The 26,115-nt window shown below is 65.2% G+C and carries 29 protein-coding genes; 19 read left to right on the top strand and 10 right to left on the bottom strand.

The window, feature by feature from the left end:
- Position 1: 1 nt before the first annotated feature.
- Together ACFWCK_RS09810 and ACFWCK_RS09805 are read right to left on the bottom strand one after the other, a co-directional pair.
- Positions 2-349 carry an Lsr2 family protein gene (locus ACFWCK_RS09810; protein WP_378805635.1) on the bottom strand — a complete coding sequence of 116 codons (348 nt, stop codon included), beginning with the start codon at positions 347-349 and terminating at the stop codon, positions 2-4.
- Positions 319-546, bottom strand: a complete 228-nt coding sequence (locus tag ACFWCK_RS09805; protein WP_378805982.1) for a hypothetical protein — start codon at positions 544-546, stop codon at positions 319-321. Before ACFWCK_RS09805 ends, ACFWCK_RS09810 begins: the two co-directional genes overlap by 31 nt.
- Here ACFWCK_RS09805 and ACFWCK_RS09800 point away from each other — a divergent pair.
- Positions 545-865 (top strand): hypothetical protein, encoded by a 321-nt coding sequence (locus ACFWCK_RS09800; RefSeq protein ID WP_378805634.1) that lies wholly within the window; start codon positions 545-547, stop codon positions 863-865. The genes ACFWCK_RS09805 and ACFWCK_RS09800 overlap by 2 nt on opposite strands.
- Positions 866-957: 92 nt before the next feature.
- On the opposite strand, the gene ACFWCK_RS09795 is transcribed toward ACFWCK_RS09800, so the two are convergent.
- Positions 958-1,128: a hypothetical protein gene (locus ACFWCK_RS09795; protein ID WP_378805633.1), complete on the bottom strand. Its 171-nt coding sequence runs from the start codon at positions 1,126-1,128 to the stop codon at positions 958-960.
- A 118-nt stretch (positions 1,129-1,246) separates the two neighbouring features.
- Here ACFWCK_RS09795 and ACFWCK_RS09790 point away from each other — a divergent pair, with 118 nt between their 5' ends.
- From ACFWCK_RS09790 to ACFWCK_RS09760, 7 genes are all read left to right on the top strand, one after another.
- Positions 1,247-1,780 carry a hypothetical protein gene (locus ACFWCK_RS09790; protein ID WP_378805632.1) on the top strand — a complete coding sequence of 178 codons (534 nt, stop codon included), beginning with the start codon at positions 1,247-1,249 and terminating at the stop codon, positions 1,778-1,780.
- Positions 1,774-2,283: a DUF3846 domain-containing protein gene (locus ACFWCK_RS09785; RefSeq protein WP_378805630.1), complete on the top strand. Its 510-nt coding sequence runs from the start codon at positions 1,774-1,776 to the stop codon at positions 2,281-2,283. Before ACFWCK_RS09790 ends, ACFWCK_RS09785 begins: the two co-directional genes overlap by 7 nt.
- Positions 2,284-2,504: 221 nt before the next feature.
- The gene (locus tag ACFWCK_RS09780; RefSeq protein WP_378805628.1) at positions 2,505-4,175 is read left to right on the top strand and encodes an N-6 DNA methylase; all 1,671 of its coding nucleotides are present in this window, start codon (positions 2,505-2,507) and stop codon (positions 4,173-4,175) included.
- 4 nt (positions 4,176-4,179) lie between these two features.
- Positions 4,180-5,109, top strand: a complete 930-nt coding sequence (locus ACFWCK_RS09775; protein ID WP_378805627.1) for a hypothetical protein — start codon at positions 4,180-4,182, stop codon at positions 5,107-5,109.
- An 11-nt stretch (positions 5,110-5,120) separates the two neighbouring features.
- A complete protein-coding gene (locus ACFWCK_RS09770; protein WP_378805625.1) occupies positions 5,121-6,269 on the top strand; it encodes a DUF262 domain-containing protein in 1,149 nt (382 codons plus the stop codon).
- Positions 6,230-7,594 (top strand): hypothetical protein, encoded by a 1,365-nt coding sequence (locus ACFWCK_RS09765; RefSeq protein WP_378805624.1) that lies wholly within the window; start codon positions 6,230-6,232, stop codon positions 7,592-7,594. The genes ACFWCK_RS09770 and ACFWCK_RS09765 overlap by 40 nt, the downstream gene beginning before the upstream one ends.
- Before the next feature lie 94 nt (positions 7,595-7,688).
- Positions 7,689-8,423, top strand: coding sequence for a hypothetical protein (locus ACFWCK_RS09760; protein ID WP_378805623.1), 735 nt, complete (start codon positions 7,689-7,691; stop codon positions 8,421-8,423).
- 81 nt (positions 8,424-8,504) lie between these two features.
- Here the strand turns inward: ACFWCK_RS09760 and ACFWCK_RS09755 are convergent, their stop codons facing one another.
- On the bottom strand, positions 8,505-9,458 hold the full coding sequence (locus tag ACFWCK_RS09755; RefSeq protein ID WP_378805622.1) for a hypothetical protein: 954 nt from the start codon (positions 9,456-9,458) through the stop codon (positions 8,505-8,507).
- A 377-nt stretch (positions 9,459-9,835) separates the two neighbouring features.
- On the opposite strand from ACFWCK_RS09755, the gene ACFWCK_RS09750 reads away from it, so the two are divergent.
- From ACFWCK_RS09750 to ACFWCK_RS09730, 5 genes are all read left to right on the top strand, one after another.
- A complete protein-coding gene (locus ACFWCK_RS09750) occupies positions 9,836-10,354 on the top strand; it encodes a sigma-70 family RNA polymerase sigma factor (RefSeq protein ID WP_378805620.1) in 519 nt (172 codons plus the stop codon).
- A gap of 2 nt (positions 10,355-10,356) precedes the next feature.
- Positions 10,357-11,022, top strand: coding sequence for a helix-turn-helix domain-containing protein (locus tag ACFWCK_RS09745; RefSeq protein WP_378805619.1), 666 nt, complete (start codon positions 10,357-10,359; stop codon positions 11,020-11,022).
- Positions 11,019-12,032 (top strand): ImmA/IrrE family metallo-endopeptidase, encoded by a 1,014-nt coding sequence (locus tag ACFWCK_RS09740; protein ID WP_378805618.1) that lies wholly within the window; start codon positions 11,019-11,021, stop codon positions 12,030-12,032. The genes ACFWCK_RS09745 and ACFWCK_RS09740 overlap by 4 nt, the downstream gene beginning before the upstream one ends.
- Before the next feature lie 67 nt (positions 12,033-12,099).
- Positions 12,100-12,255 carry a hypothetical protein gene (locus tag ACFWCK_RS09735; RefSeq protein WP_022894611.1) on the top strand — a complete coding sequence of 52 codons (156 nt, stop codon included), beginning with the start codon at positions 12,100-12,102 and terminating at the stop codon, positions 12,253-12,255.
- 91 nt (positions 12,256-12,346) lie between these two features.
- Complete coding sequence (locus ACFWCK_RS09730) at positions 12,347-12,607, top strand: DUF3892 domain-containing protein (protein ID WP_259976745.1); 261 nt, start codon at positions 12,347-12,349, stop codon at positions 12,605-12,607.
- Between the two features lie 130 nt (positions 12,608-12,737).
- Here the strand turns inward: ACFWCK_RS09730 and ACFWCK_RS09725 are convergent, their stop codons facing one another.
- Positions 12,738-13,133, bottom strand: a complete 396-nt coding sequence (locus ACFWCK_RS09725) for a hypothetical protein (protein WP_378805617.1) — start codon at positions 13,131-13,133, stop codon at positions 12,738-12,740.
- A 620-nt stretch (positions 13,134-13,753) separates the two neighbouring features.
- On the opposite strand from ACFWCK_RS09725, the gene ACFWCK_RS09720 reads away from it, so the two are divergent.
- Positions 13,754-14,335, top strand: a complete 582-nt coding sequence (locus tag ACFWCK_RS09720; protein WP_378805616.1) for a TetR family transcriptional regulator — start codon at positions 13,754-13,756, stop codon at positions 14,333-14,335.
- 21 nt (positions 14,336-14,356) lie between these two features.
- On the opposite strand, the gene ACFWCK_RS09715 is transcribed toward ACFWCK_RS09720, so the two are convergent.
- The 3 genes from ACFWCK_RS09715 to ACFWCK_RS09705 all read right to left on the bottom strand — a co-directional run bounded on the left by ACFWCK_RS09715 (position 14,357) and on the right by ACFWCK_RS09705 (position 18,824).
- Positions 14,357-15,457 (bottom strand): hypothetical protein, encoded by a 1,101-nt coding sequence (locus ACFWCK_RS09715; RefSeq protein ID WP_378805615.1) that lies wholly within the window; start codon positions 15,455-15,457, stop codon positions 14,357-14,359.
- Positions 15,458-15,512: 55 nt separating this feature from the next.
- Positions 15,513-18,326 (bottom strand): hypothetical protein, encoded by a 2,814-nt coding sequence (locus tag ACFWCK_RS09710; RefSeq protein WP_378805613.1) that lies wholly within the window; start codon positions 18,324-18,326, stop codon positions 15,513-15,515.
- A 120-nt stretch (positions 18,327-18,446) separates the two neighbouring features.
- Complete coding sequence (locus tag ACFWCK_RS09705; RefSeq protein WP_233309829.1) at positions 18,447-18,824, bottom strand: MmcQ/YjbR family DNA-binding protein; 378 nt, start codon at positions 18,822-18,824, stop codon at positions 18,447-18,449.
- Positions 18,825-18,976: 152 nt separating this feature from the next.
- On the opposite strand from ACFWCK_RS09705, the gene ACFWCK_RS09700 reads away from it, so the two are divergent.
- The 3 genes from ACFWCK_RS09700 (at position 18,977) to ACFWCK_RS09690 (ending at position 22,096) form a co-directional block, all read left to right on the top strand.
- Positions 18,977-19,408, top strand: coding sequence for an SRPBCC domain-containing protein (locus ACFWCK_RS09700; protein ID WP_233309831.1), 432 nt, complete (start codon positions 18,977-18,979; stop codon positions 19,406-19,408).
- A gap of 143 nt (positions 19,409-19,551) precedes the next feature.
- Positions 19,552-21,270 carry an amino acid permease gene (locus tag ACFWCK_RS09695; RefSeq protein WP_378805612.1) on the top strand — a complete coding sequence of 573 codons (1,719 nt, stop codon included), beginning with the start codon at positions 19,552-19,554 and terminating at the stop codon, positions 21,268-21,270.
- 1 nt (position 21,271) lies between these two features.
- Positions 21,272-22,096 carry a transporter substrate-binding domain-containing protein gene (locus ACFWCK_RS09690; RefSeq protein WP_378805611.1) on the top strand — a complete coding sequence of 275 codons (825 nt, stop codon included), beginning with the start codon at positions 21,272-21,274 and terminating at the stop codon, positions 22,094-22,096.
- Positions 22,097-22,152: 56 nt separating this feature from the next.
- Here ACFWCK_RS09690 and ACFWCK_RS09685 read toward each other — a convergent pair whose 3' ends face one another.
- Positions 22,153-24,039, bottom strand: a complete 1,887-nt coding sequence (locus ACFWCK_RS09685; RefSeq protein ID WP_378805610.1) for a bifunctional metallophosphatase/5'-nucleotidase — start codon at positions 24,037-24,039, stop codon at positions 22,153-22,155.
- A 256-nt stretch (positions 24,040-24,295) separates the two neighbouring features.
- Here ACFWCK_RS09685 and ACFWCK_RS09680 point away from each other — a divergent pair, with 256 nt between their 5' ends.
- Positions 24,296-24,706: a DUF4383 domain-containing protein gene (locus ACFWCK_RS09680; protein WP_233309838.1), complete on the top strand. Its 411-nt coding sequence runs from the start codon at positions 24,296-24,298 to the stop codon at positions 24,704-24,706.
- Positions 24,707-24,713: 7 nt separating this feature from the next.
- The gene (locus ACFWCK_RS09675; protein ID WP_378805609.1) at positions 24,714-25,244 is read left to right on the top strand and encodes a hypothetical protein; all 531 of its coding nucleotides are present in this window, start codon (positions 24,714-24,716) and stop codon (positions 25,242-25,244) included.
- A gap of 75 nt (positions 25,245-25,319) precedes the next feature.
- Here the strand turns inward: ACFWCK_RS09675 and ACFWCK_RS09670 are convergent, their stop codons facing one another.
- Entirely contained in the window at positions 25,320-25,934 is a 615-nt protein-coding gene (locus tag ACFWCK_RS09670; protein ID WP_378805608.1) for a M23 family metallopeptidase, read from the bottom strand.
- Between the last annotated feature and the right edge of the window lie 181 nt (positions 25,935-26,115).

The following is a 26,115-nucleotide window of genomic DNA, read 5'->3' as shown; positions in this document are numbered from 1 at the left end:
CTCAGTTGACGGCGCGGTAGGCAGCGACGACCGTCTCGGGGATGCGACCGCGAGACGATACGGAGTATCCGTTCGCAGTGGGCCATTCGCGGATGGCGGACGTCTCGCCCGATCGAGTGCTCGACGTTCTGCGCTGACGAGCCGGTGCTGTCGCATTCGATGATGAGGTCCGCCGGGCGGCACCCACGTACGTCGAGAAGGCCTCACGGAGGGCGGATGCGTTCGCCGCTGAAAGGTCGATCTCGTACGCCGTGCCATCAAGTGAGAACTGCACTGATTCACCTTCGCCCGCGTCCAAGACAGATCCGTCGATGTCGTCTACGAGCTGGGTAATGATTTTCCGCGCCATGCACCGAGCGTATCGGCAGATCGAAGATGTTTGCTCATACCTTGTGTTACACGCGTCGTGGTTTTCACAACATTCGCGATCGGAATATTGACGACAGAATCTGGCGGCGCATAATCGCTCTCGTCCTCGTTGGTGTGCGGCTTGAAGGAGAACCATCCAGGTTCGCCGGCCGCTCCCGATGAGGAGGTTTCGCCCATGAGCGAAGACACTACCAACGAGGTGCCGATGTCGGTCCCCGGTCCGACGCGGACGCTTGCCGTTCGCATCACGGACGGATTGCGGGCGCAGCTGGACGTCATCGCCCAGCTCAACGACCGCACCGTCACCGAAGAGATCCGGATCGCCCTCGAGGCCTGGGTTGAGACCAGCAAGTCCGACCCGAAGGTGCTCGAGCGTGCCGAGACGGTGCGAGCCGAGATCGACCGCGAGGCCAAGACCAAGCAGAGCGCGATCGAGGCTATCTTCGGCGGCGCGACCGGAACCAAGACTCCGCGTGCCCGGTCAGGTCCCGCCTGACCAACACTCCCTCCCCGATCTGGGGAACGGCGAGGGGCGGCTGTCCCGAGGATCGAGCGATGCGCACGCTCTCCTCGGGCAGCTGCCCAGAACTACCTGCGCCAGTATCGGCGGGAGGTCAGATGCCAGGCGTGGCACTCATCGCAGTAGTAGGCGCGAGCTTCCTGCTTCGGTCGAGAGGCCTTGTCATGGTTCTTGATCTGCGCCAGCACAAGAAGCGCCGCGATCCGATCGCGGTAGCGCGTCTTCGTGCAGCGGGTCATGGCGGGAGCATGTCACTGGCCTCCGACACTCATCCGCATCCCTCGTTGCTGCCTCGCGGCTTCGGAAGAGAACCCATCCGGGGTTCTCGGCCGCGACAACAGTAAGGAGGTGGGACGCATGGTGCGCAGCATCGTCATCCCGCACAACACGGACTACGGCCCGTTCCTGACGGAGTTCGCCGAACTCGGCGACTTCCAAGAAGCAGTCGGCGGCTGGCTCGAACCCCTCGAGCTTCCCGCCCTCGGCATCACGGTCTACATGAACGAGAGTGCTCAGCGCGATCGTCGCCTGCTGAACACCCGAGCCACCGCACTCTGGTGGCTCTACAGCGCTCGCCCGACGGATCGGCCGCTCATCTTGGGCAACGTCGTCCTCACCGGCGGCGACGGCCAGATGGGCAGCAACGACGTCCCGGAGCCGGTGATCCAACAGATCTTCGTCCGGAACGAGTTCGTCGTGCAGGTCCATCCGCACAATCGGCGGGCCTGGTTCGACTCGTTTGCTCGCTTCGACAACATCTTCGACGCCGCCATGTGGTGTCTGCTGTTCGAAGCGACGATGCGACTCGGCGCAGACTTCCGTGTCAGCGGTGAACCACCGATCGACTTCGGAGCCGACGAGCCGTCCATGGGAGGTGAACTCCCATGGTGAGGGGGCTGGTGATCCCCGCCGACGACGAGCAGCCGCTCCGGGAGATCGATGTGTCGGTCCCGGACGCGGTCGCCCAAGCGGTTGGCGGTCTCATGGAGGCGGTTGACCTGATCGACTTCGGCGCCACGGTCTACGTCAACGAATCGGGGGTGTTGCAGCGGATGCCGTTCAACAGCCGCGCGACGTTTCTCTGGTGGTACTACGTGCCCAGCTCTCGTGGGCGGGCGCGACTCGTCGGTGACGCCATCATCGTGGGGCTGCCCGACGATGATGGGGCGGACTCGGATCTGCCGGATGCTGCTCACCAGCAACTGCTCTCTCAGGCGCGCTACCGCGTCGAGGTGCAGATCGAGAACGAACCGATCTGGCGTCGCCTCCCGCTGACCTACCCGGACTACTGGGAAGCGCTGATGTGGGCTGCGCTACTGCTTCAGCAGATCCCCGATGCCGCGGACACTCGCGTCATCCCCGTGGGTCTCATCGAGAACGCAGCGGCGGCCTGACGGCTTCACTCACCTTCGCCAAGGCGGCGACTGCCCAACTTGGAGAGCCAGCACGCTCTCGGTTGGCGCGGTCGCCGCCTTATCCATGCCGCGGGAGAACGCCGCCAGAGTATCGGTCGTATGTTCAAGTGTGAAGGGGTGAGACTGCGGGTGACTCGAATATTCATTCCTATCGGCGCGGCGATTGGTCGCTGTCGGCGGCCCCTCCTAGAGTGGTCCACATGGACCTCCTGCCCGGCGATAGCGCAAGCCAGCGCAAAGCCCGCGGGGCGTTCTTCACGCCGGAGCCGATCGCCGAGCATCTTGCTGCGTGGGCGATTCAGGATGACCCTAGTGCGGTCATCATGGACCCGACTTGTGGCGATGGCGTATTCCTCTTGGCTGCCGCTCGTCGGCTGAACGCTCTCGGCCGCAGCGCTGAGGATCTTGAGTCGCAGGTCTATGGAGTGGACCTTCACTCGGCTTCGCTCGGCGAGGCAGCGCGCCTGCTCGAGGATGAAGGGTTGGACGCGCAGCTCATCGCGTCGGACTTCTTCGAGCTTGCCACCCCAGACATGGTGGACGCCCGTGTTCCGTATCTTGATGCGGTCGTCGGGAATCCTCCGTTCATCCGGTTCCAGGAGCATGTGGGTGCGTCGCGCCGCAGAAGCGCCGAAGCTGCCCTCCGGCAGGGTGTCCGACTGAACGGGCTTGCTTCATCGTGGGCGGCGAGCCTGGCGCACGCGTCGGGCTTCTTGAAGCCTGATGGCCGTCTTGCGATGGTGCTGCCAGCTGAGTTGCTCACGGTCGGGTATGCCGAGCCGATTCGGGCCTGGCTCCGCTCACGCTTCGAGCGCGTCAATCTTGTGCTCTTTGAGCGGTTGCAGTTCGAGGACGCCCTTGCAGATGTCGTCCTGCTCCTCGCCGAGGGCCGGGGCGGCTGCGATTCCTTCTCGCTCTGGCATGTCGAGACTGCGGAGGATCTGGCGAAGATCCGTCCGTACATGCAGCTCAATGTCACGCCGCCGGAGTCTGGCAAGTGGACCGACATCCTCGTTCCGAAGGCGGCGCGGGGGCTATACCGCGAAGTGGTCGCGCGGTCCTTCACCACGCTCAGCCACTACGGGACGTCTGAACTCGGTGCCGTGACGGGTGCCAACAAGTACTTCGTTATCTCGGATGCGACACGCGAGCAGTATGGACTGCAGGAGAGTCAGCTGGTCGCTGTGAGCCCGCCTGGCACGCGTCACCTGAAGGGTGCGTCGTTCACGCGTGCTCAGTGGAATGCGTTGCGGAAGGCTGGCGAGCCCGTGTGGCTCTTCCGCCCGGATGCGGATGACGACAGCCCAGCGCGGATTGCGTACACGGATCATGGCTTGTCAATCGGAGCCGACCAGGGCTACAAGTGTCAGATTCGCACCCCGTGGTGGCGCCCGCCGGCCCCCACGAAGCCCGACCTGTTCTTCACCTACATGAGCCACAACTACCCGAGGCTTATCGCGAACACTGCGAAGGTAGGGTTCCTGAACTCGATGCACGGCGTCCGCCTGCACGAGACGGCTCCGAACATTAGCGCGGCAGCGCTGCCATACATGTGCCTCAATTCCGTGACCATGCTGGGAGCCGAGATCAATGGGCGCTCCTATGGCGGCGGCGTACTGAAGATGGAGCCTCGCGAAGCCGCGCTTCTGCCGCTGCCTTCTCCCGAAGTTATGGCCAAGGCGTGGGCCGTCTTGGAGCCGCAGCGGGCTTCTCTCGACGCTCAGCTTCGCAATGGCCAATGGACTGAGGTGGCGAAGCGTGTTGATGAAGCCGTGCTGGGAACTGGTGCTGGTCTGTCGTCTGAAGACATAGCGCTCTTGCTCAACGCGGCTCGTGAGCGTCGGCAGCGCCGGTTGCGTCGGGCAGAATGAGGCCATGGCCTCATCATCGAACCCGGAAGACCAGGCGCGCGTAGAAGCGCGAGTTGGCAATCCGAGCGAGAAGGCGCAGCAGCTGCGCGACCGCATCCAGAACGAGATGGTCAAGTCGTTTCGTGAGATCGAGTCGGACTTCCTTGATCTGCTCTGGACGATCGATGCCTATCGGGTTGAGCAAGTCACTCCGCGAGCACCGTCGGGGACTGTTCTCAAGAAGAGTTCCGAAGGCGGCGAGGGCATCTACCGAGCCAAGGGCAACATCTTCTCCGATGTCGTGACGCTGATCTTGAGTAACAAGACATCGTCGCCTCTCGCGCCGCGCTCACAGGTTCAAGGGTTTTCGCAGCTGCATCAGATCGACATTGCTTGGCCCGCTCGCCCGGGCAAGGCATTGCAGGATCCCCTCATCTGCTGTGAGGCCAAGCTGACCGGCGCACCAGGCTTCGGTACCACTCCCGATCGCAAGGGGCGAGCAGACTGGAGCAACCGTCGCAAGGAGCTCAAGTTCCAGGCGACTGATCTCAAGCTCTATCGCCAGCAGGAGAACACGCGGATTCAGCACTGGGATCAGTGGCGCCGAAAGGCACCGCCGCTGGTCTACACGGTCTGGGCCGCTCGGTTGTCTTCGATCGACGAGTACAGCCGGATGATTGAGGACGCGCAGGCGCTCACTGCTACCTATCTTGATGGCGTCGGCATCTACGGCTTCATCACCAACGCTACGGGGGACGGCTACGTTGCCGCTTCTGTGTCACGTGGGGTCTCGCAGCGGGTCACAAGCCTCGACAACGTGCTTGATCTGATGGCGGCGGAGATCCAGGACATCATGGACCAGCACAACAACAAGGTTCCCGAGCCCGTAATCCCGAGTTCGTTTGCTGCCGCAGCATCAAAGATCAGCGACGCTGACGCGACTGCCCTCTTCTAGGACGTAATTCGATGAGACTCACTAAGACCGACCCCGACCTTGAGTCGCTCGTTCGACGTATTCGTGAGGGCGAACTTGATCTTCAGCCCGACTTCCAACGCGATGAGATCTGGAATCCGGCGCGGAGGCAACGCCTGATCGACACGATTCTGCGGGCTTGGTACGTGCCCGCGATACATATCGTCATCGACTCAGACGGTCGAGACGTCGTGCTCGACGGACAACAGCGTCTTGCCGCGATCCGCGACTTCTTTGCCGACAAGATTCGTGTCAACGGACACACCGAGCCGCATGATGAGCGGATCGCCCGGCTCGATGGTCTTCGGTACTCCAAATTGCCTGAGGACGTCAGGCGCGCTGTCAACAGGTTTGCCATCTCAGCGATAACTCTCGATGACTACAAGCCGCAAGAGCCGAATGAGCTGTTCTTCCGCCTCAACCAGTCGTACAACCTGACCCCACCTGAGAAGCGCAACGCACTTCACGGGCAAGCCCGAGATCAGGTCAAAGAACTAGTTGAGGAGCTGAAAGCACGCGGCTTGCTTGCAAGAGAGCAGATTGGATTCACCAACAGCCGGCTTGCGTACGACGATGTCATCGCCCGGGTGTGCGTCGCGCTCGAATCCGACGACATGCGACGACACATCAACAACAACGTCGTGGAGGAACAGTACCGGGGGCCCAAGTTCTCCGATGAAACGATCGATGCTGCGCGAGGTGCCGGCGAGTTGCTCATGCGACTGATCGATGATGCTCCATCGAGAGTGCGTTTCAACAAGGGAACGTTGCAGACCTGGCTTGTCTATTGTGCGTGGGCACCGCACGAAGGGGGAGTACCTGGTGGCCTCTTGGGCCACTTCGAAAGACTGCGGGCGGAGGTCAAGCAAGACGACTCATCGCATCCGCTTCAGCCCGTGATCGCACTGTACGACGATCGCGCGTCCTACCGCGTGACGGACGTCTCATCCGTTCTCATTCGAGACCTGGCAATTCATCTTGTTTCTCAGAAGGACTTCCATACCGCGCCGAGACGCGGGTCCGAACGACTCCTGTCCGAACTGTCGATGTCTCGCCCGAGCGGCGCTACTACGCTCATTACGGACTTCTTGCAGCGGTCGGCATGGGGTACGCCGATCATCGACCGTGGCGTGTCACCGTGAGGCGTGCGCAGGAGTCGCGCATTTGGGCAGAGCTACGCAAAGAACACATTGGACGCGCCCTCCCGCCGGATCCTTTCGTCGTCAGCGAGGACGTGGAGCTCGATCTGACTCGTCCTTGCACAGTCGTCGGGGGTCGTAACGGCTCCGGAAAGTCCCGTCTCCTTAGATCGATCGCTGAACAGCGCAAGGACGAGGCCGTCTACCTTGACCTGCACCACCTCTGCGAACAGGCGCTCATGGTGCTCCGTGAACAGACCAGCCTGGCTGACATGAAGGATGAGTTGGGTAGCCTCGAACTTTCAGATGAGCGCCGGGCGGATGTTGCGCGGATAGTTGGACGCGACTACGAGGCCGTGGATTGGTACGCCATCGAGCTGGGGCCCGAGGACCCGAAGGCTGTTCAACGATTTTGTTGGGATGGCGACGAACCGCTGATGCCGTATTTCACCGCGACGTATGCCGGTCTGGACTACGACGCGTTGGAAATGGGCCTAGGGGAGTTCTCGGTTCACTTCTTGTTCTGGATTCTGGAGCAGTACCGAGATCGATCGGGTCTTCTACTTCTGCTCGATGAGCCGGACGCGTACCTGGCTCCAGTCGGCGTGAGCCGACTGCTGGATCGTCTTCTCGCAATATGCAAGGCGAGGAGATGGCGAATGCTCATCTCGACGCACTCGGAGGAGATGATCGCCTCTGCTATCGAGCATCAGTCCTTCATGTTGCTTCGGAGAAGCAGCGGTGGCGAATCGGAGGGTGTGCATTCAGAGGACGATGACTCTATTGCTGACACCTTGCTCGCACGGCCCTCGATCAGACGGGTGCTGTATGTAGAGGACGAGTCGGCGATGTACCTCGCGCGTGCGCTCCTAGACCACGCGGATCTGCGGCTGTCTAGAACGATTTCGATCGTGTGGACGAAGGGTGTTGGGGATCTGGTTGTTCTCCGCGACCGACTCCCAAGGCCGCCGAGGCCGGACGTCCGTTTCGCTGTCGTACCGGACGGCGATCAGCGTGATGAGGTTTCAGATGCTGAAGTCGGCGGTCGCTGGCCGCTCCACTTCCTTCCGACCGAAATGGACCCCGACTTCCTCTTCAGGACTCTCAAGGCTGTTCCGGCTGATCTCGCTCGTGCCCTCGGCGTAGAGCCTGGCGCGCTGCAGCGGAAGCTGGATGACCTCGAGGGCGAGGATGACCATGACTGGGTCAACCAGCTTGGTGAGGCGTACGGCAGGCCACATGTCCTTACTGCCCTGGCGTCGCATTGGGCGAGTCTGAACCCCGAGGACGCGAAGACCTTCGCGCAAGCCGTGAAGGACGCTATCTGAGCTGCTGCCGATCGGCTTCCGGCTCATCAGCTGGTGGAGCCCAGTTGACGCTGATCGGTATGCTCCAGCTCTGCCGTTTCGATAAGGTCTCGCCATGGCATCACGGTTCCCGGCGAAGCAACCACGCGAAAAGCGTGCTACAACCTCCACACGGGAAGACGATCTGCCCGTGTCGTCTGAAGCGGCGGAGACGCCATCGCGCACGAAGAGGCCTTGGCGGCGCATCGCCATTTGGATGCGAGAGCCAGCTGGCAGAGTCATCGCGATCGTGAGTCTGGTTATTGCGTTGGCAGGAATCATCATCCCGATGGTTGGCGTCCTCTTAGCGAACCAAAACCAGGCGGAAGCCGAGCAGCGGGCCTCGCAACATCGCGCTACCGCAGCGCCCGGTGGTCTGAGCGAACTGGGTTTTGACCTGTCATTGAGTGACAACCAAGGTCTCGATCTGAGCGGAGTCAACGGGCTCGGCGGTGGAATGCTGCTCCGCAACGATCGCGATGAGGCCATCCGCGTCGTCGCGCTCACGTACCAGCTAGCAGGGCGGAACTACTCGATAAGCTACGGAACTCCTGGCGCCTGCGAAGGCGAGCCGTTCGATGTGGACGCGGCGTCGACTGTGCCGGTTCATTTCATAGTCGAGATACCTGGCAACGCAATCGTTGCATCTGCTGACGTGCGCGACAAGGCAATGATGGTTGCGACAGACTCGACTGGCAAGACCTGGCCCGTGGCGGTAGCCCGCAACCCGACAGCGACCGAGCAGAAGACTCTCCTAGAGCTCTATCGTCTCTGCGGCAAGGAGCTCGGAACCGATCTGCTAGGAGGGTGACGGGCTTGTGTCCAAGGAGCTTACTTTCGATGGACGGGATCGCCGTGCGGAGCGGTCACCATAGTCTTTGGTGGCGTCGCGTTACTTCGGGGAGCTGCGGTTGTTGCGGCTGCTAAACACACGTTCGACAGCGATTGCGAAGAAGGCGCCCGCTCCGATCAGGAGTAGTTGCCCGAGGCCATCGCTTAGGCTGCGTCGGAAATCATCGACGTAGGCAACGAACAGGGAACTGCCTGGCGAAAGAACCCACCGTCCTTCAATCGGATTCTGGGAAGCCGGACTTGGCGTCGTCTCAATCACGCTCGATCCAGCTGGACTGAATACGTCCACTTGGAGCGGCTGAGCATTGCCGAATGACTCCGATGTCGGCGGGCCAACATCAAACGGCAGCAAGGGGTTCGCTTGGTTCTCTATCGCGAAGATAGATGTGCCAAGCAGGGGGTTGCCAACCGCAGGTGGCCCCCAGTCAAACGCCACCGCAATCTGCAAGCTGTCGAACGCGCCAATCGCGGGAATCTCGCACGTGACAATCTCCCAGGGGGTGTCAGCGTGCACCTGAGCCCTTACTGTGTGGTGGCCGGCGGCGTCCCACCAGCTTGCGCAGGTATCGACCGAGCGGGCTGATGCTGGGAGCACAAATTGGATCTTTATGGGCGCTGTCAGGTCCCCGTGCCATAGCCCGCTCCGATTGCTGGCTGTCTGTATGCCCTCGAAAAGACTCATGTCGTCTGCTGGGCCGAACCAAACAAGAACCTGTTTGGTGGTAGCAAAGCGAACATTCCAGGTGGACGGTGGCTGCGGAATCCGCGCTTGAACCGCAGTCGCTTGAGCCAGCCCCTCAAGTTCCCCAGCAGTCGATGACGTGACGTACACGCCGAAGTCCATTGGAAAGTCGTACTCCGCTGTCGGACCTTTGCGTAAGGCGTCGAGGTAGCTTGGCTTCGACTGTTGACCGAGCGCTACGGCCCCCAAGATGCACCCCACGGCGAGGGCTGCCGCAGTCAGCGGCAGAAGAACCCGACCAATCAGCCTCATCACTATCCTCTTCGCCAACGCGGACGATCACACGATCAAGATAGCGGTGAGACGCGTCGGGCAGGGGCCTGTGATGGTGTTATCAACGATCGCTCTGTCCCTGTGTCCGCTCGCCTGCCCTTGCTGGTGCTATCTCAGAGGATGATGATCCGTCGATCGCGGCGCGGTTGCTTTTAGGGATGTGACCTCCAGGTCAGCGTGATTCCCAACCCATCGGAGCCCGTTGAAGTCCGCCGACCTCAATCCGATGAGGCGAAGACCGACACGCTCCCACGCGCTAACTCTGCGGCGTCCTGCTCCGACTATCTTGTAAGCACCGACCAGCGGTGCAGGTGGAGAGGTGGCGCGATGCGTGCGGGTAGAAAGCGGTCGGCCTAATGGCCAACGCCTCCATAGACTGGGCGGCTCTGTACCAGAAGCATCGCGACGCGATGTTCAGGGTCGCCAAAAACGTGCTGCGCAGCAGTGGGCGGATTGACCTCGCGGACGACGCTGTGCAGGAGGCGATGGTCTCCCTCATGAAGTCGCCACCGTCCGAACCGCCCCGTAGCTGGGAAGCCCTACTCGTGGCGACGGCAAAACGTCGAGCTTTGGACATGGTCGGCTCGGCCGCGATGGTCAATCGCGCGATGCTTGAAGAAGAACGTGCTTCGTCGGTCAGTGAGGCCGATATGGAGGATCTGCTCGAGCGTCTCGAGAGAATGGCGCTGGTGCGAGCGGCAATCGCGAAAGCCAAGCTCGACGCACGGGCGCACTACGTGCTCGCGCAGTACATGGTGCTCGAACGCCCGAGGGCTGAAGTGGCGGCGGAGCTTGGGGTGACGCCGGCCAGGGTGAGTCAGATTGCGACCAAAGTGCTTACGGACATCAACACGGCGGTAACGGAAGGAGGGTGACGATGAGTTCAGACAGGAACCAAGACGATGAGATCGGAGAGATCCTCGACGGGCGGAGCGGTCGGTCGGCACTCGACGCTGGTGCCCCATACCTGGAGCGGAACCCGGAGTTGCGAGGCCTGCTCGAGATTGCAGACCTGGCTTGGGAGAGTGAGCAGAGCGCTCCACCGCTCGCGGACGACCCTATTGCTGCGATGTTGGGACTAATCCCGGACCCGGACATCGAGCTGGATGGCAAGGCTCTGGCTTCTGCGCGCAAACAAGCGGGACTCACCGTCAGCACCCTTGCCGCTCGGTTGACCGCTCGAGGGTGGGATGTCTCGGGTAGGAATGTTTTCGCCTGGGAGAGTGGTCGCAACACTCCTCATGTACCAGCGTTGATTAATGCGATTGCTCAGGAAACCGGCACCGACTCGGATCGACTGCGTCGTCGCAATCGTGAGGATCCCGAACGCGCCAAGCTCGCTGCCGTCATAGCATCCGCGACCTTCAAGAACCTCGCCCAACGCTGGGCACGTATCCAAGGCACCACTGTCGATCTTGCTGCTTCAGCGCTCGAATCCCGCATGCTCGTGGCCGTGCACCGTGGTGGCGCCCCAGACGAGGAGATTCTGCTCGACTCGCTCGAGGCCATGATCACCGCAGTGGAAAGCTCCGCAGACCAATGAAGCTTGAGCCCTGGATCGAACGTGCGGTCGGAATCCTCGATGCGGAGACGCAGGAACAGTTCACGCTCGATCCGGTGGCCGCGCTAACGACACAGCTGGACCTTGCAGTTCGTCCTGTTGAGACGTTGGCGAATAGCCGCGCCGATGGAGGGTTCTGCGACGGCATGTCGTTCCTGGAGGACGGCGTCATTCTCTATGCGCCTACTCCGAACAGCCGCCGGCAGAACTTCACCCTCGCACACGAGCTCGGCCATTGGATTGTCGAGAAGGATCAAGGACTGTTTGATTGGATTGCCGATCAAGCCGACCCGACATCTCTCCTCGAGACGGTCTGCGACCAGATCGCGCAGCGCCTTCTGCTGCCGGATGCGCTCACGAACGATGTCGTTGGCACCGAACTGGTGCGCGCGCAACATGTGCAGGAGCTTTTCGACTCCAGCCAAGCGAGCTATCAGGCGTGCGCCATCGCCATCGCTCGGCACATTCGCGGTCTCGGTGCCGTCGTTCTCATCGACCGGTTCGATGGCCAGGTCCATCACGCCAGTATCCAGCCAGACCCAGACGATGGATGGCCCGAGGTATACCCGTGGCGTGGGCAAGTCGTCTCCGAGGCGCACGCGTTGCGACAGTTCCCTCCTGGCTCATCGTTCAGTCGGAGAATCACATGGCGCGATTCCTGGGGACGCACAGCCGAGTTCTACGCCGACGCGGTCGCCGACGACCGGCGGATCATCGCAGTGTTCGCCGGTGAAGATATCTGGAAAGTTGAACCCAGCTACGTCATCCAACCGCGAGACTTCGATACTCGTCCGCTCCTGACTGTCCACTGCTGCGGGCAAGAGCGCACGTTCCGAGGCTACCCATGCCCGACATGCGGACAGGGGTTCTGCCCGGTCTGCGGGAACTGTAAGTGCGATCTTGCCGCCAAGACAGAGGAGAGCTGCGCTGCGTGCTTCACGTTGTGGCAGCGCCATCTGCTCGTGGATGGCCTCTGCGAGAACTGCCGCTAACTCTTCCGCCGTCTGCTCCGACTACTTGTTGAGGGGCTGACGGTCAGCCCCGGAGATGGAGCCGGAAGTGGCGAAGAACACGGGACGCGGCCACCGCGTCGGAGCGGTTAAGGGGCGCAGCGAGTTCCAGGTCGGCAAGACCTGGTTCAAGCGCGACACCTCGACCGGCCGCATTATGAACGGCAGCCCGAACCAGCACAAGGGCGTCCGCAACGAAAAGTGAGCGACGTGGAGCTGGCGGTGCCGCGTGCGTCGGCCAGCTCCACTCGCCATCACGACCCCATCTCAAGCCGCCATCAAGAGAAAGAGTGATCATGGCAGATCGACGAGTAACCCATTCCCGCAAGAACCGCGACGGTGACATCACGGCCATCGGCAACCCCGGCCAGTTCTGGTCGCCGCGCGCCAAGGCTGACGCCATCCGCGACATCGAGTACGGCATCCACACGTACCACGTGCAGTGGCCGGAGAAGCGGACGGAGATCCGCGTAGTCAACGGCGCGACTGGCAAGTACCTGCGGACCGACCGCGACAACACGACTCGCAACAACCTGGACGACCTTCCGGACCTGTGAACACGTCCGGAAGCGAGGGGAAGGCACCAGTGGATTCCGCTGGTGCCTTCTTGGCTCTCAGGCTTGCTCGATGGCCTATCGGGGGTTGCGCGCTCTCGACAGGTCTGCGTACGAGGCCCGTGAGCCGGGCCTATTGCAGCTTGCGGGGCGCACTCGCCCGGGTCTCGACCCCGACGCGGTGAAGAGCGCGGTACACCGTGCCGTGCGACAAGCGGTACTTGTCCTCGAGGTCGGCCATCGTCGTCCCCGCTTCATAGTCGCGCGCCATTGCGCGAGCTTCGTTGTCCGTTATCCGCCGTCTCCTGACCACCACGTTGTTCTCACGCAGGAGCCGGATGAGTGCAGACGCCGCGACACCGTACTTCTCGGCGATCGACCGAGCGCTCTCACCGGCCTCGTATCGCCGCACGATGTCCGCGACCTTCTTTGCGCCCAGGCGCCTGGGCAGCCCCTGAGCGCGATACGACGGTGCCGGGCTCGAACCATCTTGACGATCGCCTGGGACGGTGAGGTTCTGAAGCTCCACGGGGGTGAACGGTAAGTTCCAATGGTTCGAGCAGAGGTCCCTTATGTCAGCCAACAGAGAAGGCCCGGAAACACTGAGGAATCAGTGATCCGGGCCTCTGTCGTTTCCTGATGGGGGAGAGCGGATCCACCGAGATGCGTGTTCCTGTCCCACTCTTCGGGACCAGCTCGAGCGGAGCTCGTCCGTGTCGTGGCGCCGAGTTCCCTTCCTGGTCCGAAACAGGCGCGCCGCAGAACCATCGCGTCGACATTCCCTGAGTAGACCTGTCCACATTAGTTGGACGGCTGACTTAGTATGATTAGGATCTTCGTGAGTCCGCCGCACGCGGCTCGGGATGATCGGAGTGGCGGTGAGCGCAAGAAGGTCACCCGGGGGCATGTGGTGACCGCGTCAGCGCTGAGCGGCAGGGGGGGGTGTTGCCGCACCGCCCGGAGTTCCCGTACCGATCGGGCGGTACGGGAACTCCTCAGCACGCGAGCAGTCGGCACGGGTCGCGTTTCCGCCGATGATCGCGGCAAGTCCGTGACAGGAACCTACGATGTAGGGGGTTCGACACCCCGCTGTCGACGCAAGGCCCGGGAGGCGCGATGGAGGCGAAGGCCGCGAAGCGAGCGAATGGCTTGGAGACGCAGCGCGCATTGCTGGTCGCCGCAGGCACGGTGTTCTCGCGGATGGCGTACGCCGACGCCCGGCTGAAGGACATCGCCGAAGAAGCCGGGATCAGTCAGGGGTCGCTGTACTTCCACTTCGGGAACAAGGATGACGTGGCTCGTGCGGTCCTCGCCGTCGAGCAGGAGCGCATGGCGCAGGTCCTCTCCGACGTTCGGGCCCGTTCTGACTCCGGTCTGGACTGCATCCTCGGGCTGTTCGAGGGCCTCGCAGAGCTGATCGCGACGGATGAGCTCGTGCAAGCGGGGATCCGCCTCTCGATGCAGCCCGCGACGGGGCTGGAGGTCGACTCCAGCCCGCCCTATGCCGCGTGGGTCGATGTGGCCTCGGCCATCCTGAGCGATGGCGTCGCGGACGGATCGATGGCTGCCTCTCTCGAGGTGCGTGCGACCGCCGAGGTGTTGAACGAGATCTTCGTCGGTGCGCAGGTCCTGTCCGGGCTCGAGGACAAGTGGGCTTCCCTGCCGCGTCGGGTCGCCGTGGCGCAGGCGGGAATACGGATGCTGCTCACGTCATCCCACCGACCGGAGTGATCGTTCCCGACTGAGGTCGGGTCACGGAACGGAGGGCGCCGTGCAGGTCAGCCCCGGCTGATACACGCCGTAGCCGCGCCCTTCCGGATCCATCGACATGCCCACGTAGTTCTTGTAGAACGCGACGTGCGCGGTGAAGCCGGTGTGCACGTGCATCATGTCCGGCGGATCGTCGTACTCCGCATAGGTGCCGAGCAGCGCGGCCAGGACCGGCTTGCCGGTCGCGGTCGCGAGCTGGGCTGCGAAGGCCGACGCGTTGGCCGCGCAGAACACGTACTTCAGGAACTTGAACTTCGTCGTGATCGTGGAGCGCGATGGGAAGGGCGTCTTCAGGATCGGCAGCAGGAAGCCCTCGATGTAGTCGACGTCCTCCTTGACGACGCGATCGAGCGTCAGCACCGTGTCATCATCGGTCCCGCTCGTCGCGTAGCCCTTCGCACCCTCCATCGCCCACATCGCGTGGTGGATCACCCGGGGGAACGCGCAGCCCCAGAGCCAGGAGAAGCCGTCCGTGGCGAACGCCGCCTTGAAGAGCGTGAGCGCGGCGGCGTCCTGCGTCGGCGCGACGAAGTCGTACTCGCCCCGGGAGTCCTTGTCGTTCGGATCCCGCTGGGTCGGCCCGAGCGTGGCCGTGATCGTGGTCGGTGCCCCGCCCGTGGAGGGCACGGGGATGATCGGGGAGCGGTCGTCGAAGCTGTTGACCAGGATCAGCCCGCCCATCCAGCCGTGCCCGAAGAAGCTCACCTCCTGGAGCGTGCCCGGCGCGTTCTGGCCGATGTCGCGGACTGCCGCGTACAGATCCGTGATCGACATCACGCTGAACTGGCCCGGTTTGAACCCCGTGCGGCTCACCCCGGCGGAATCGGTGAACGTGCCGATGCTGGAGCGGGCGACCGCCCCGAACGTCGCCACGACGCTCGACGTCTCGGTCTTCACGCCGCCTGGATACGTGACGTCCACGCGCGTCACCTGGCCCGCTCGGACGTCCATCATGAGGAACCGCAGATCCGCCTTCGCGGTGTTCTGCCGCGTGAGGTACTTGCGGCGGTTCGTGGCCAGGACCTGGAAGTCCACCCCCTGGAACTCCCAGTCCACGCCGGCCATGATGATGTGGTTGCGCATGACTCGACCTCCTGCCGGTCGTCGTCGGCGACTGCCGCCCTCGGGGCGGTCGCCGCTAGTTCGACGGCTGCCAGTCCTCTCCGACCTTCGTCCAGGTCGGGAGCGCGTCGTCGGCGCGCAGCTTGGCGAGCGTCGTGGGCAGCCGCACCAGCCACGGGTCGCCGACCGGCACCTCGTCGCCGGGCGCTCCGGTCGCCTCCTGGATCTCCTTGACGATCGGCACGTACAGCGAGCTGGAGATGTCCGGTGCGGGTCCGCCGTTCCAGATCTCCCCGGTCTCCAGGTAGTGCACGACCGCGGCCTCGAACCCCGGTCGCACCGGGAAGACCACGCGGCCGGCGCCCGCCCTCAGGAAGTCGGCGAACTCGGTGTCGACGTCGTCGAGCAGCATCCGGTGCGACCAGGCGGGCTTCCAGCCCCAGAAGTACGGGTAGAAGAAGTAGACGACGTGCTCCCACTCGAAGGCCTGCTCGAAGAAGCGCACATACGGCATCTGCTGCTCGCTGCGCGGCAGATCCGGCTGCGGATACCCCTCGGCGGAGGTCTGCAGAGCGCCGAACGCGTCGAACTGCTGTGCGGTCAGCAGCGTGAGGCACTGCTTGCGCAGCTCCGTCGTCACGATCCGCGAGTTCCACATCGGGTTGCGGCCGGAGATGACGACGCCGGCAGCGGCTGCCGCCTCGTCGAGCTGCGACTGGTAGGCCTGCTGCTTCGCGAGGTAGCCCTGGGTGAGCGCGGCGTGCGTCTTCAGCTGCCAGGCCGTCATCGCACGCGCGGTGCGCTCGCAGAAGATCTCGACGGTCGTCGCGAAGTCGCGGACCTTCCAGCCATAGGTGGCGATCGAGACGGATCCCACCTCGCCGGACATGTCCACGTACGTCGAGTCGGTGAAGACGTCGAGCGCGTTGTTGCCGATGATCAGATACCAGGCGTTGCCCGAGTAGGAGTACCACGCCGCCGTCCACAGGGCGTACTTCGCCTGGTAGCCGTCGTCGATCACGATGTCGGCCGACTTGCTGAACTCGTACGGATCCTGCGGCACGGTGCCGTCGTACGCCTTGCTGAACGTCTTGACCGGGGGCGGCGGCGCCTCGATCCCGGTGACGTCGTACTGGTGCGCCCAGAACGCGTAGTTGCCCTCTGTGACCTGCGTCGGGGTGAGGGCGAACGGCACCGGCGCGGTGAAGGTCTGCCCCTCGAGCTTGCCCTTGGTCTGCGCGACGATGAAGGCGGTGCCCGGTTCCGGCAGCGTGACGTCGAAGAGCATGCGCTTGCCGTAGTTGTAGACCTGCGCCTGCAGCACCTTGTCCACCCACTGGTACACACCGGAGATGTTGCCCGTTCCCGTGGTGTTGTCGAAGCCGTGCGAGTACTTCTCCTCGAACTCGTTCAGCGTCGTGGTCGTGCGCCGCTCGAGCACACGGTCGACGACCTTGCTGACCGAGCGGGCGACGACGTCCTTGCTGAACTCCGACGCCTGCTTGGTCGACTCCTCCGACGAGTGGTTCGTGGCGAAGTCGGCGTTGGCCTTGACCTCCACGAACGGCCCGTACTTCGCGTCCACGGACAGACCCGCCTTGAACTGGGTGTCGTCCTTGATCGTGGAACTGGTCTCGCGGCTGAGCGAGAACCGGTCCGTCGACTGCGTGTCGCGCTCCTCCTCCTTGGTGGTCTCCTGCTCGGTGAGGATGGTGGTCTCGGTGCGCTCGAGGCGCCGCGTCTCGCGGTCGAGGTGCTCGGACTTCAGCACGTTCTCGACGTGCGCGAGTTCGCCGCCCTCGTAGCGCAGGACGTGCTCCTTGACGAGCAGCAGGTCGCCGACGCCGACGGGACGGATGGATCCGTGCCCGGTCGGCATACCGGTCGCGGGATCGCCGACGAGATCGGCGGCGCCTGAGGTCTGCACCAGCGCACTGCCCACGAGGGAGACGGCGGAGACCGCGGAGATCGGCACGGTGAGCGATGTCAGGAGCGATCCCCGTGCCTCGTCCAATGTCCGCAGCATGACGGGCAGAGGCGCGGTGGCGACGTCGAGCGACAGCCCCCGCAGGGTGCTGCGTACGGCGGTCGGCAGCTTCTGGACGGTGGTCGTGTCGAGGACCCAGGGGATCCGCGGGGTGACGGACCCGGAGCTCTCCGCGTCCGTCCGCACGGCGCTCGTGCGCGCCGTGCCGCCGTCGCCGGCGGCTCGTGTCGTGCGGGTCTGCGGCCGGGGTGCCGCCGAACGGGTCTGCGCGGCGAAGCCCGAGGCGGAGAGCCCGCCCAGCGCGGCGATCGCACGGTCCAGGCGATCGATCTCGGCGCGGATCCTGCCCTCGTCCGGCCCGGCCGGCGCCGGGGTCGGCCCCTGCGGGGGCGTCTCGGATGCGGGTCTGTCCGTCTTCGGCAGGCTCGCCGGCATGACGAGCGGGCGCACGGCGATCTCGGGGTCGCCGTGCGCCGTCCGCGCGATGACGTCGAGACCCTGCGCGACCGTCGCCAGGCCGCGCGCGTCGGTGCCCGAGGAGTCGGAGAGCGCCTTCGCAGCGATCAGCGTGTCCTCGACGCGCTGGCGGTAGGCGGCGAAGTCCCCTCCCGATGCCACTGCCGTCGATGCGCGCCCTGTCGCTGCGAGGATCACCGCCTCCGCATCGGCGTTCGCCATGCGCGCCACCCCGACCGCGGTCGCGACGTCACGGGCCGCGACGCCCAGCGGATCCTCGGTGACGGTGCGCACCGCGACATCGGACTGGAGGAGCGCCTTCGCCGAACGCCGAAGGGCGGACGCGCCGTCGCCGATGTCGATCGCGTGGGCGTTGAGCGTGTGCACGTCGGCCGCGGCGGGCAGATCCGCCGGACGCATCACCATGAAGCGGAACAGCTCGTTCATCCTGATCACCCTGACTCTCATCGTGCTGGGATCCAGCGATGACAAGGAGTCCGGACGGCCGCTCCTGATACAACGGGATCGTCCTCGGCGGGGTGCCCGTCGCCGAGGACGGGCTCCGGATCAGAGCCGTCCGAAGACCTCGGGATCCACCGGGCGCTGCGCCCGCGGCAGCTTCGCGACGACGAGGCGATAGGCCTCGGTGACGAGCTCCTCGACCAGCCCTCGCTCGAGGCTGCCGTCGGCACGCAGCGTGATCCAGTGCCGCTTGTTCATGTGGTAGCCGGGGATGATCGCCGGGTACGTGGCGCGCAGGGCTTCGGCATCCGCCGGAGCCGACTTGAGCGTCACCCCCGTGCGGGTCGACGGCGAGAGCGCCATGAACATCAGCCCGCGCACGCGGAACACATCGACCTCGGGTCCGAACGGCTGATCCACCGTGACGCCGGGGAGCTCGTCGGCGCGCGCCTGCACCCAGTCCTGCATGTCGTCGCCTGTCATGCGCTGAGCCCTTTCGTCCGCACGGGTCCGGATCCGGATCCTCGAGTTCATCATGCCGTGCGTCGGGGACGCCGGTGCGAGGAGCGCGGCTCTGTACGCGTCTCGGATTTCGGCGGATCATGGGGCGGGAGCCGAACGAACGGGAGTCGAGCATGTCCGAGGATCATGTGGCCACAGCGAGCATCACGATCGATGCATCCCCCGACCGCGTGTGGGAGGTGCTGACAGACCCCGATGCGGTCCGGGAGTTCATGTTCGGCACCACGGTCGTCACGGACTGGACCGTCGGGGCGCCGATCCGCTGGCAGGGGGAGTGGGAGGGGCGCGCCTATGAGGACAGGGGTGTGATCCTGGAGGCCGACCCGGGCCGGCGGCTCGTCTGCACGCACTTCAGCCCGCTCACCGGGAAGCCGGACGTCCCGGAGAACTACCACACGCTGACCTGGACGATCAGCGGGGACCGCCCGGTCGAGTTCACGCTGAGTCAGGACAACAACCCCGATGAGGCGGCGGCCCTGCACTCGACGACGATGTGGGACAGCCTCGTGCGCACCGTGAAGGACATCGCCGAGCGACAGGGCTGAGCACAGGAACGGGAACGCGCCGCGGATCCATTGCCCTCGGTCCAGAAAACGTGCCATCCTCGGTACCACGTCAGCGCCGATGCTCCGAGCCGTCCTGCGACCCGCCCCACCGGTGACACGGGTGAACGACAGGGGGGAATCGCATGTCGCAGACCGATGCCGGCAATCTCACGCACGCCGAAGACCACGGCGCAGAGCACGACGCGGAGCAGGCCGGGTACAAGAAGAGCCTGAACCGCCGCCAGGTGCAGATGATCGCGATCGGCGGTGCGATCGGAACGGGCCTGTTCCTGGGATCCGCCTCCCGGCTGCACAGCAACGGCCCCGCGCTCGTGCTCAGCTACGCGTTCGTCGGCGTCATCGCCTACTTCCTCATGCGCGCGCTCGGAGAGCTCGTGCTGTACCGCACCACGTCCGGCGCCTTCGTGTCGTGGATGCGCGAGTTCTTCGGAGAGAAGGCCGCGTACTACACGGGCTGGATGTACTGGACGAACTGGGCGCTCACCGGCATCGCCGAGCTCAGCGCCGTCGGCCTCTACATCCAGTACTGGTGGCCCCAGATGCCCACGTGGGCGACGGTGCTCATCGCACTCGCCGTCGTGCTGGTCGTGAACCTGCTCTCCGCGAAGGCCTTCGGCGAGTTCGAGTTCTGGGCCTCGGTGCTCAAGGTCACCGCGATCATCGTCTTCCTCGTCGTCGGCATCATCGTCGTCGCGTTCAGTTTCGACGTCGGCGGTCATCGCGCGGGGATCCAGAATCTCTGGTCCAACCCCGGCGGGTTCTGGCCCAGCGGCGACGGGTTCGCCTGGTACGGGCCGATCATCGTGATGTCGGGCGTCGTCTTCGCGTACGCGGCCATCGAGATGGTCGGCATCGCGGCGGGCGAGATGGAGGATCCGAAGCGCGAGGTGCCGAAGGCCGTGAACGCGGTCATCGTCCGCATCGGCGTCTTCTACTGCGGCGCGCTGCTGCTGCTGGTCTGCATCCTGCCGACGAGCGAGTTCACTCCGGGCATCAGCCCGTTCGTGACCGTGTTCGGGCGGATGGGCATCCCGTGGATGGCCAACGTGATCCAGGCGATCCTCATCGTCGCGGCGATGTCGTCGCTGAACTCCGGGCTGTACACGACCGGGCGGGTGCTGCGCAGTCTCGGCATGGCGAAGCAGGCCCCGGGCTTCACGCTGAAGATGAGTCAGTCCGGCGTCCCGTGGGCCGGCATCGTGATGACCGCGGTCGTCTACGTGTTCGGATCCATCCTGAACGCGGTGAGCCCCGACGCTTTCGAGATCGCGCTGGAGGCGGCCTCGATCGCGGTGGTGTTCACCTGGGGCACGATCTTCATCTGCCAGCTGCGTCTGCGAAGACTGAGCGACCGGGGAGTGCTGCCGCCGAGCACGTTCCGCGCGCCCGGCACGCCGTGGACGAGCTACCTGGGGCTTGCCTTCCTCGTGTTCGTGATCGTCGGCATGGCGATCTCGGGCTGGCAGGCGTCGCCGTACTTCTGGCACAAGACCGGATTCGTCGTGGTGGTCGTCGGGATCCCGGTGCTGCTCGTGATCTTCGAGCTCGGCTGGCTGATCGTGAAGGGGCGGGTCGTCGCGCACACCGACGGCCGGATGCTCAGCAAGTGGACCGACACGGGCCTGCGCTATCCGCCTCGGGAACCCGGCCCGCGCACCGAATCGATCGCCGCCATCGGCACCGTCCAGTTCGACGTGCACGAGCGCGATGAGGACGAAGCGGACCACCACGGCATCGACATCGGACCCGTCGAGATCGAAGCGCACGAATGGGACAACCTCGAGGAGCCGGACAAGAACCCGCATGAGGGCGGGACCGGCAAGAGCGAAGGGGGACGGTGACATGCGCCGTCTCAGCGCCGTCGCGCTCGGCCTCGTCGCCGCATCGGTGCTCGTCGCGGGCTGCTCGTCCGCGACCCCGCAGAACACCGGCGACAACAGCGCGACCGGTTCCGGCACGCTCACGATCGGCATCGCCGACGATCTGCCGGGGGTGAGCCTCAAGACCGATTCCGGGTACGCGGGCTTCGACATCGACACGGCCAACTACGTCGCGGGCAAGCTCGGCGTGCCGACGAAGAACATCACGTGGCAGCGCATCGACCAGGACGAGCGGGTGAGCGCGCTCACCTCGGGCAAGGTCGACCTCGTCGTCTCGACCTTCTCGATCACGGCCGAACGGGAGAAGGAGATCGCCTTCGCGGGGCCGTACTTCGTGGCCCATCAGGATCTGCTCATCCGCCGCAACGACGACACGATCACCGGTCCGGAGACCCTGGACGGGAAGAAGGTGTGCGCGGCCGCCGGCACGACCTCGATCGACTACCTCACGTCGCACTATCAGGGGAAGATCACCGTCGTGAAGGTGCCGTCCTGGTCCGAATGCGTTCGCGATCTGGCGGCGGGCACGGTCGATGCGGTGTCGACCGACGACCTCATCCTCGCCGGCTTCGCGACCCAGCCCGAGTACAAGGGCGTGCTGCGCGTGATCGGCAAGGGCTTCACCGACGAGAACTACGGCGTCGGTCTCAAGCAGGGCGACAACAGGCTCGACACGGTGCGCGCCGCGCTCAAGGAGTTCATCTCCTCCGGCGCATGGAAGAAGTCCCTGGACGCGAACATCGCCCCGTCCGGCTACGCGATCCCGGCTCCGCCCTCGGTGAAGTAGGGGCGGGACGACGACGCCCTCCGTCCCGACGTCGGGACGGAGGGCGTCGTCGGCGATCAGAAGACCGGGGTTCCGGCGCGCGTGAGCTGCCAGTTTACGACGTGGAAATCCGCCGGGTCGATCGTGCCGGCGGCCGAGGCGTAGGCCACGATGGCCTCACGGATCGCGACCTGCGCGTTGTAGACGACCGGCGCGGTCGCGATGTGCGGGAAGCCGCCGCCGCCGGACTGGCGGTAGTTGTTCACCGCGACCACGAACTTCTGCGCCGGGTCGACGGGCGCGCCGTTCCAGGACAGGTTCTGGATCCGGGATCCCTGCGGCTGCGCGATGTCGACGTCGTAGGTCACTCCGGAGAACTGGTCGTAGTTGTAGTCCGGGGTGTTCAGCGCGTTCGTCCAGCTCGCCGGATCCACCGGAGCGCCGGGGGCCACCTGCTGGAAGTACTTCGCCGAGTACTCCAGGTAGTCCTTGATCTGCGCACCGGTGAGCACCGAGGCCATGAGCGTGTTGTCGTAGATGTACAGCCCCGCGACGTCTCGGATCGTGACCTCCCCGGCCGGGAAGGTGGCCTGCCGGTTGAAGGGCGCCGCGATCGACACGATCGGCAGCGATGCCTCCGCCGTGCCGGCGATCGCCTGCGACACGGTGTCGACCTGCACCTTGTTCACGTAGTCGAGGATCGCGGTGTCCTTCCAGCAGGACTCGGCGGCCGACAGCTCCTCCGTGGAGTTCGCCACCGGCTTGTTGACGTACGCGACCACGGCGTCGTGCTGTGCCTGGATGAGGGAGACGAGCGCAGGGTCGTCCTCGACCGTGTTCGTGTTGACGTTCGTGGACTTCTTCGACACGACCGTCCACTGACCCTTGACCTGCTGCAGCTCGATGTCGAACACGCTCAGGCGCTGGCCCCAGCACATCGGTTCGCTCAACACGACCTGCTGTCCGGTCGTCGCGTTGGTCACGAAGCGCTGCGGGATGTCCTTGTGCGCGTGCCCGAACAGGATCGCGTCGATGCCGGGGACCTGTTCGGCGAGCAGACCCGCGGCGTTCTCGTTCGGCAGCGCGTCACCGTACGACGAGGTGCCGCTGTCGCCGGAGTGCACGCTCACGACCAGCACGTCCACGCCCTGGGCGCGGATCACGGGCACCCAGCGCTTCGCGGTCTCGAGGATGTCCAGGACCTCGAGCTTGCCGCTCACGTTCGCCTTGTCCCAGATGACGATGCCCGGGTTGGTGAGGCCGAGCACGCCGACCCGGATCGGCTTGGCGCCCTTGGGGTGCAGCGTCTTGATCGTGTACGGCGTGTAGGCGGGCACGGTCGTTCCCGCACGCACCGCATTCGCGCCGAGGACCGGCGCCTTCATCTGCGAGATCCACGTGTCGAGGAAGTCGAGCCCGTAGTTGAACTCGTGGTTGCCGAGCGCCACGGCGTCGTATCCGATCGCGTTCATCTGCGCGGCCATGGGATGGATCGCGCCGCTCTTCGTGATCGGATCCACCGTCGCGTAGTAGAAGCCGAGCGGGGTGCCCTGGATCGTGTCGCCGGCGTCGAACAGCAGGGTGCGGTCCTGTCCGCGGTCGGCGCGGATCTGGTTCACGACGCTCGAGACGCGCGACAGACCGACGACGTTGCCGGCCTTGTCGGAGTAGGCCGCGTCCTTGTAGTAGTCCCAGTTCACCGCGTGCGAGTGGATGTCGGACGAGCCCATGATGGTGATGGTCACGGACTTGCCGACACCGCCTGCCGCTGCGGACGCCGGCTCAGAGCTGGTGGCGACCCAGCCGGCGGCGGCGAGGGCGCTGGCGGCGGAGACGCCGGTGAGGAATCCGCGTCGGCTCAGCCCTGAGCGACGCTCCTGCTCCACGTCGTCCGGGACGGCGCACGAGCACCAGCGGGGCTGCGGGGCGTCGGCGTGGCGGTGGAGATGTGTTTCATCTGTCATGAGGACCGATGCAACCATGCCGACGGGGGCTGGACAACAACGCGCGCGTTAACACTCGGGGAGCGCTCGCATGAGCGGCCTCTGCGCTCTGGCATGCGCTCCCGAGCATCGTGAGCGCGCCCGAGTCGCTCGATGAGACGAGCGGACGCCAACCTCGCGGCACGCGCCCGGGAGGCAGCAGGATCCATCCCCATCCGATCGGGCGCGGGCTCCGAACAGAGGGTGAGCGGCACCGTGCCGCACGCGAGGAGGAGAAATGCGTTCGTCACCGAACCGTCTGATCGCCGTCGTCTTCGGCGCCGTCTACATCGTCGTGGGGGCACTCGGCTTCGCCGTCACCGGGGGAGTGTCCTTCCTGGCGACCCAGGGAGGAATGCTGCTCGGCATCTTCATGGTCAACCCGCTGCACAACGTGGCGCACCTGCTCATCGGCGCGGTGCTCCTGATCTCGGGCCTCGTCTCCACGAGGGCCGCGAAGGGCGCCAACACCGTGATCGGGGCCGCGTATCTGCTGCTGGGCATCGTCGGGTTCTTCCTCGTGGGAACCGCGGCGAACATCCTCGCGCTGAACACGTTCGACCACTTCCTGCACCTCGCGAGCGCGCTGCTGCTGCTCGCGGTCGGGCTGGGGGTCGAGCGCAGCGCATCCCGCGAGGCGATGGCCTGAGGTCATCGTGCTGCGCAGCTGGCCCGCGCTCCTCGCCTGGGGCGCGGGCCTCATCCACCTCGCGGTCGGCGCCGCGATCACCCGTGCGGGTGCGCCGTGGCCCGGCAGCCTGCTGCTCGCACCGATGCTGCTCGCCGGACTCGCCGAGCTCGGCTGGGGAGTCGCGGTGCTGCGCGCCGGTCGGATCCTCGGGGGAAGGGGGGCGGCGATCGGCGCGATCATCGTCGTGCTGCTGGGGGCTGTTGCCCTCCTGGGTGGCGCACCGGTGATCGCGATAGGGACCTCGTCCGCACTGGCCGTCGCGTCGGGAGCGATGGCGGCGCGGACGCAGGAAGCGGGGGAGGCGCGGGCCGGCACTGGGGAGGAGCCGGCCCGGAAGTCCCGATCGCGGGCGGCGGGGGTGGTCCTGGGGGCCGTCCTCGTCGCTGCGCTCGCCACGCCGGGCTTGGCGCAGACCGATGCTGCGACCAACGGCGGCCGGCACGATCACGGGGTCGGTGCCGAGCTGCCGCTCGTCGATCCGCACGCTCATCACTGAGCGGCGGGTCGGGAGGCCGGAACGAGAAGAGGCCCCCGCGGATGCGAGGGCCTCTTCTTCTGATCCGCGTTCGGATCAGAAGACGTTCGACTGCAGCCAGGCGAGCGGGTCGATGGCGCTGTCGTTGATGTGCACCTCGAAGTGCAGGCAGGATCCGACGGTCCAGCCGGTGTCGCCGACGCGGCCGATGAACTGACCCGCGGTGACGCACTCGCCAGCCTGGACCGCGCGGCTGCCGTAGGTCATGTGACCGTAGAGGGTGGAGACGGCGTTGCTGCCACTCAGGGACGGGTGCGCGATCTCGACGGTGACGCCGTAGCCCTGGTAGCTCTCCGAGGAGAGCGTGACGCAGCCGTCTGCGACGGCGTAGATCGGGGTGCCGATGCCGGCCGCGAAGTCCTGTCCCATGTGGCTGCGCCCGGTGCGGGCCGCGCCGAAGCCGTCGGTCAGGGTGTAGGAGCCTGCGGCCATCGGGTAGATGACCTGACCCGGCTTGGCGATCGAGGCGACTCCGGTGCGCTCGGCGGCCGCGGTCGCGGCCTGCATCGCGCTGAGTTCCGAGGGGGTGGTCGCCGTGAACGTGCCGTGGACCTGCACATCGGGGAGCACGCCGCCTGCGGCCGTGAAGGACTGTGCCCGGATGTCGGCGGCCGCGCTGGTGGCGGGCTTGGCGTCGCTCGCGCGGACCATGCCGAGGGCGGGGAGCGCCGTGCCGACGACGAGCGCCGAGATCGCGAGGGCGGCTCCGGTGCTGCGCCCGATGTTCTTGGCACCGCGGCGGGGGCGCTTGCCGGCGGGGACGATGTGCGCAGGCAGCTGCTCGGGGGCTGCGGAGCGGGTCGTCGGCTCGGGGGCCTGCGGCGGTGCGGGG

Origin of the sequence: Microbacterium sp. NPDC060117 (assembly GCF_042729315.1) — a bacterium.
Lineage (GTDB): Bacteria > Actinomycetota > Actinomycetes > Actinomycetales > Microbacteriaceae > Microbacterium.
This window is presented reverse-complemented; position numbering and strand designations above follow the sequence as displayed.

Bases quoted from the DNA above. Each gene is read 5' to 3' on its own strand.
- ACFWCK_RS09810 (WP_378805635.1), bottom strand. From the start codon at position 349: ATGGCGCGGAAAATCATTACCCAGCTCGTAGACGACATCGACGGATCT.
- ACFWCK_RS09800 (WP_378805634.1), top strand. From the start codon at position 545: ATGAGCGAAGACACTACCAACGAGGTGCCGATGTCGGTCCCCGGTCCG.
- ACFWCK_RS09805 (WP_378805982.1), bottom strand. From the start codon at position 546: ATGGGCGAAACCTCCTCATCGGGAGCGGCCGGCGAACCTGGATGGTTC.
- ACFWCK_RS09795 (WP_378805633.1), bottom strand. From the start codon at position 1,128: ATGACCCGCTGCACGAAGACGCGCTACCGCGATCGGATCGCGGCGCTT.
- ACFWCK_RS09790 (WP_378805632.1), top strand. From the start codon at position 1,247: ATGGTGCGCAGCATCGTCATCCCGCACAACACGGACTACGGCCCGTTC.
- ACFWCK_RS09785 (WP_378805630.1), top strand. From the start codon at position 1,774: ATGGTGAGGGGGCTGGTGATCCCCGCCGACGACGAGCAGCCGCTCCGG.
- ACFWCK_RS09780 (WP_378805628.1), top strand. From the start codon at position 2,505: ATGGACCTCCTGCCCGGCGATAGCGCAAGCCAGCGCAAAGCCCGCGGG.
- ACFWCK_RS09775 (WP_378805627.1), top strand. From the start codon at position 4,180: ATGGCCTCATCATCGAACCCGGAAGACCAGGCGCGCGTAGAAGCGCGA.
- ACFWCK_RS09770 (WP_378805625.1), top strand. From the start codon at position 5,121: ATGAGACTCACTAAGACCGACCCCGACCTTGAGTCGCTCGTTCGACGT.
- ACFWCK_RS09765 (WP_378805624.1), top strand. From the start codon at position 6,230: ATGGGGTACGCCGATCATCGACCGTGGCGTGTCACCGTGAGGCGTGCG.
- ACFWCK_RS09760 (WP_378805623.1), top strand. From the start codon at position 7,689: ATGGCATCACGGTTCCCGGCGAAGCAACCACGCGAAAAGCGTGCTACA.
- ACFWCK_RS09755 (WP_378805622.1), bottom strand. From the start codon at position 9,458: ATGAGGCTGATTGGTCGGGTTCTTCTGCCGCTGACTGCGGCAGCCCTC.
- ACFWCK_RS09750 (WP_378805620.1), top strand. From the start codon at position 9,836: ATGGCCAACGCCTCCATAGACTGGGCGGCTCTGTACCAGAAGCATCGC.
- ACFWCK_RS09745 (WP_378805619.1), top strand. From the start codon at position 10,357: ATGAGTTCAGACAGGAACCAAGACGATGAGATCGGAGAGATCCTCGAC.
- ACFWCK_RS09740 (WP_378805618.1), top strand. From the start codon at position 11,019: ATGAAGCTTGAGCCCTGGATCGAACGTGCGGTCGGAATCCTCGATGCG.
- ACFWCK_RS09730 (WP_259976745.1), top strand. From the start codon at position 12,347: ATGGCAGATCGACGAGTAACCCATTCCCGCAAGAACCGCGACGGTGAC.
- ACFWCK_RS09715 (WP_378805615.1), bottom strand. From the start codon at position 15,457: ATGCGCAACCACATCATCATGGCCGGCGTGGACTGGGAGTTCCAGGGG.
- ACFWCK_RS09710 (WP_378805613.1), bottom strand. From the start codon at position 18,326: ATGAACGAGCTGTTCCGCTTCATGGTGATGCGTCCGGCGGATCTGCCC.
- ACFWCK_RS09705 (WP_233309829.1), bottom strand. From the start codon at position 18,824: ATGACAGGCGACGACATGCAGGACTGGGTGCAGGCGCGCGCCGACGAG.
- ACFWCK_RS09700 (WP_233309831.1), top strand. From the start codon at position 18,977: ATGTCCGAGGATCATGTGGCCACAGCGAGCATCACGATCGATGCATCC.
- ACFWCK_RS09695 (WP_378805612.1), top strand. From the start codon at position 19,552: ATGTCGCAGACCGATGCCGGCAATCTCACGCACGCCGAAGACCACGGC.
- ACFWCK_RS09690 (WP_378805611.1), top strand. From the start codon at position 21,272: ATGCGCCGTCTCAGCGCCGTCGCGCTCGGCCTCGTCGCCGCATCGGTG.
- ACFWCK_RS09685 (WP_378805610.1), bottom strand. From the start codon at position 24,039: ATGACAGATGAAACACATCTCCACCGCCACGCCGACGCCCCGCAGCCC.
- ACFWCK_RS09680 (WP_233309838.1), top strand. From the start codon at position 24,296: ATGCGTTCGTCACCGAACCGTCTGATCGCCGTCGTCTTCGGCGCCGTC.
- ACFWCK_RS09670 (WP_378805608.1), bottom strand. From the start codon at position 25,934: ATGGTCCGCGCGAGCGACGCCAAGCCCGCCACCAGCGCGGCCGCCGAC.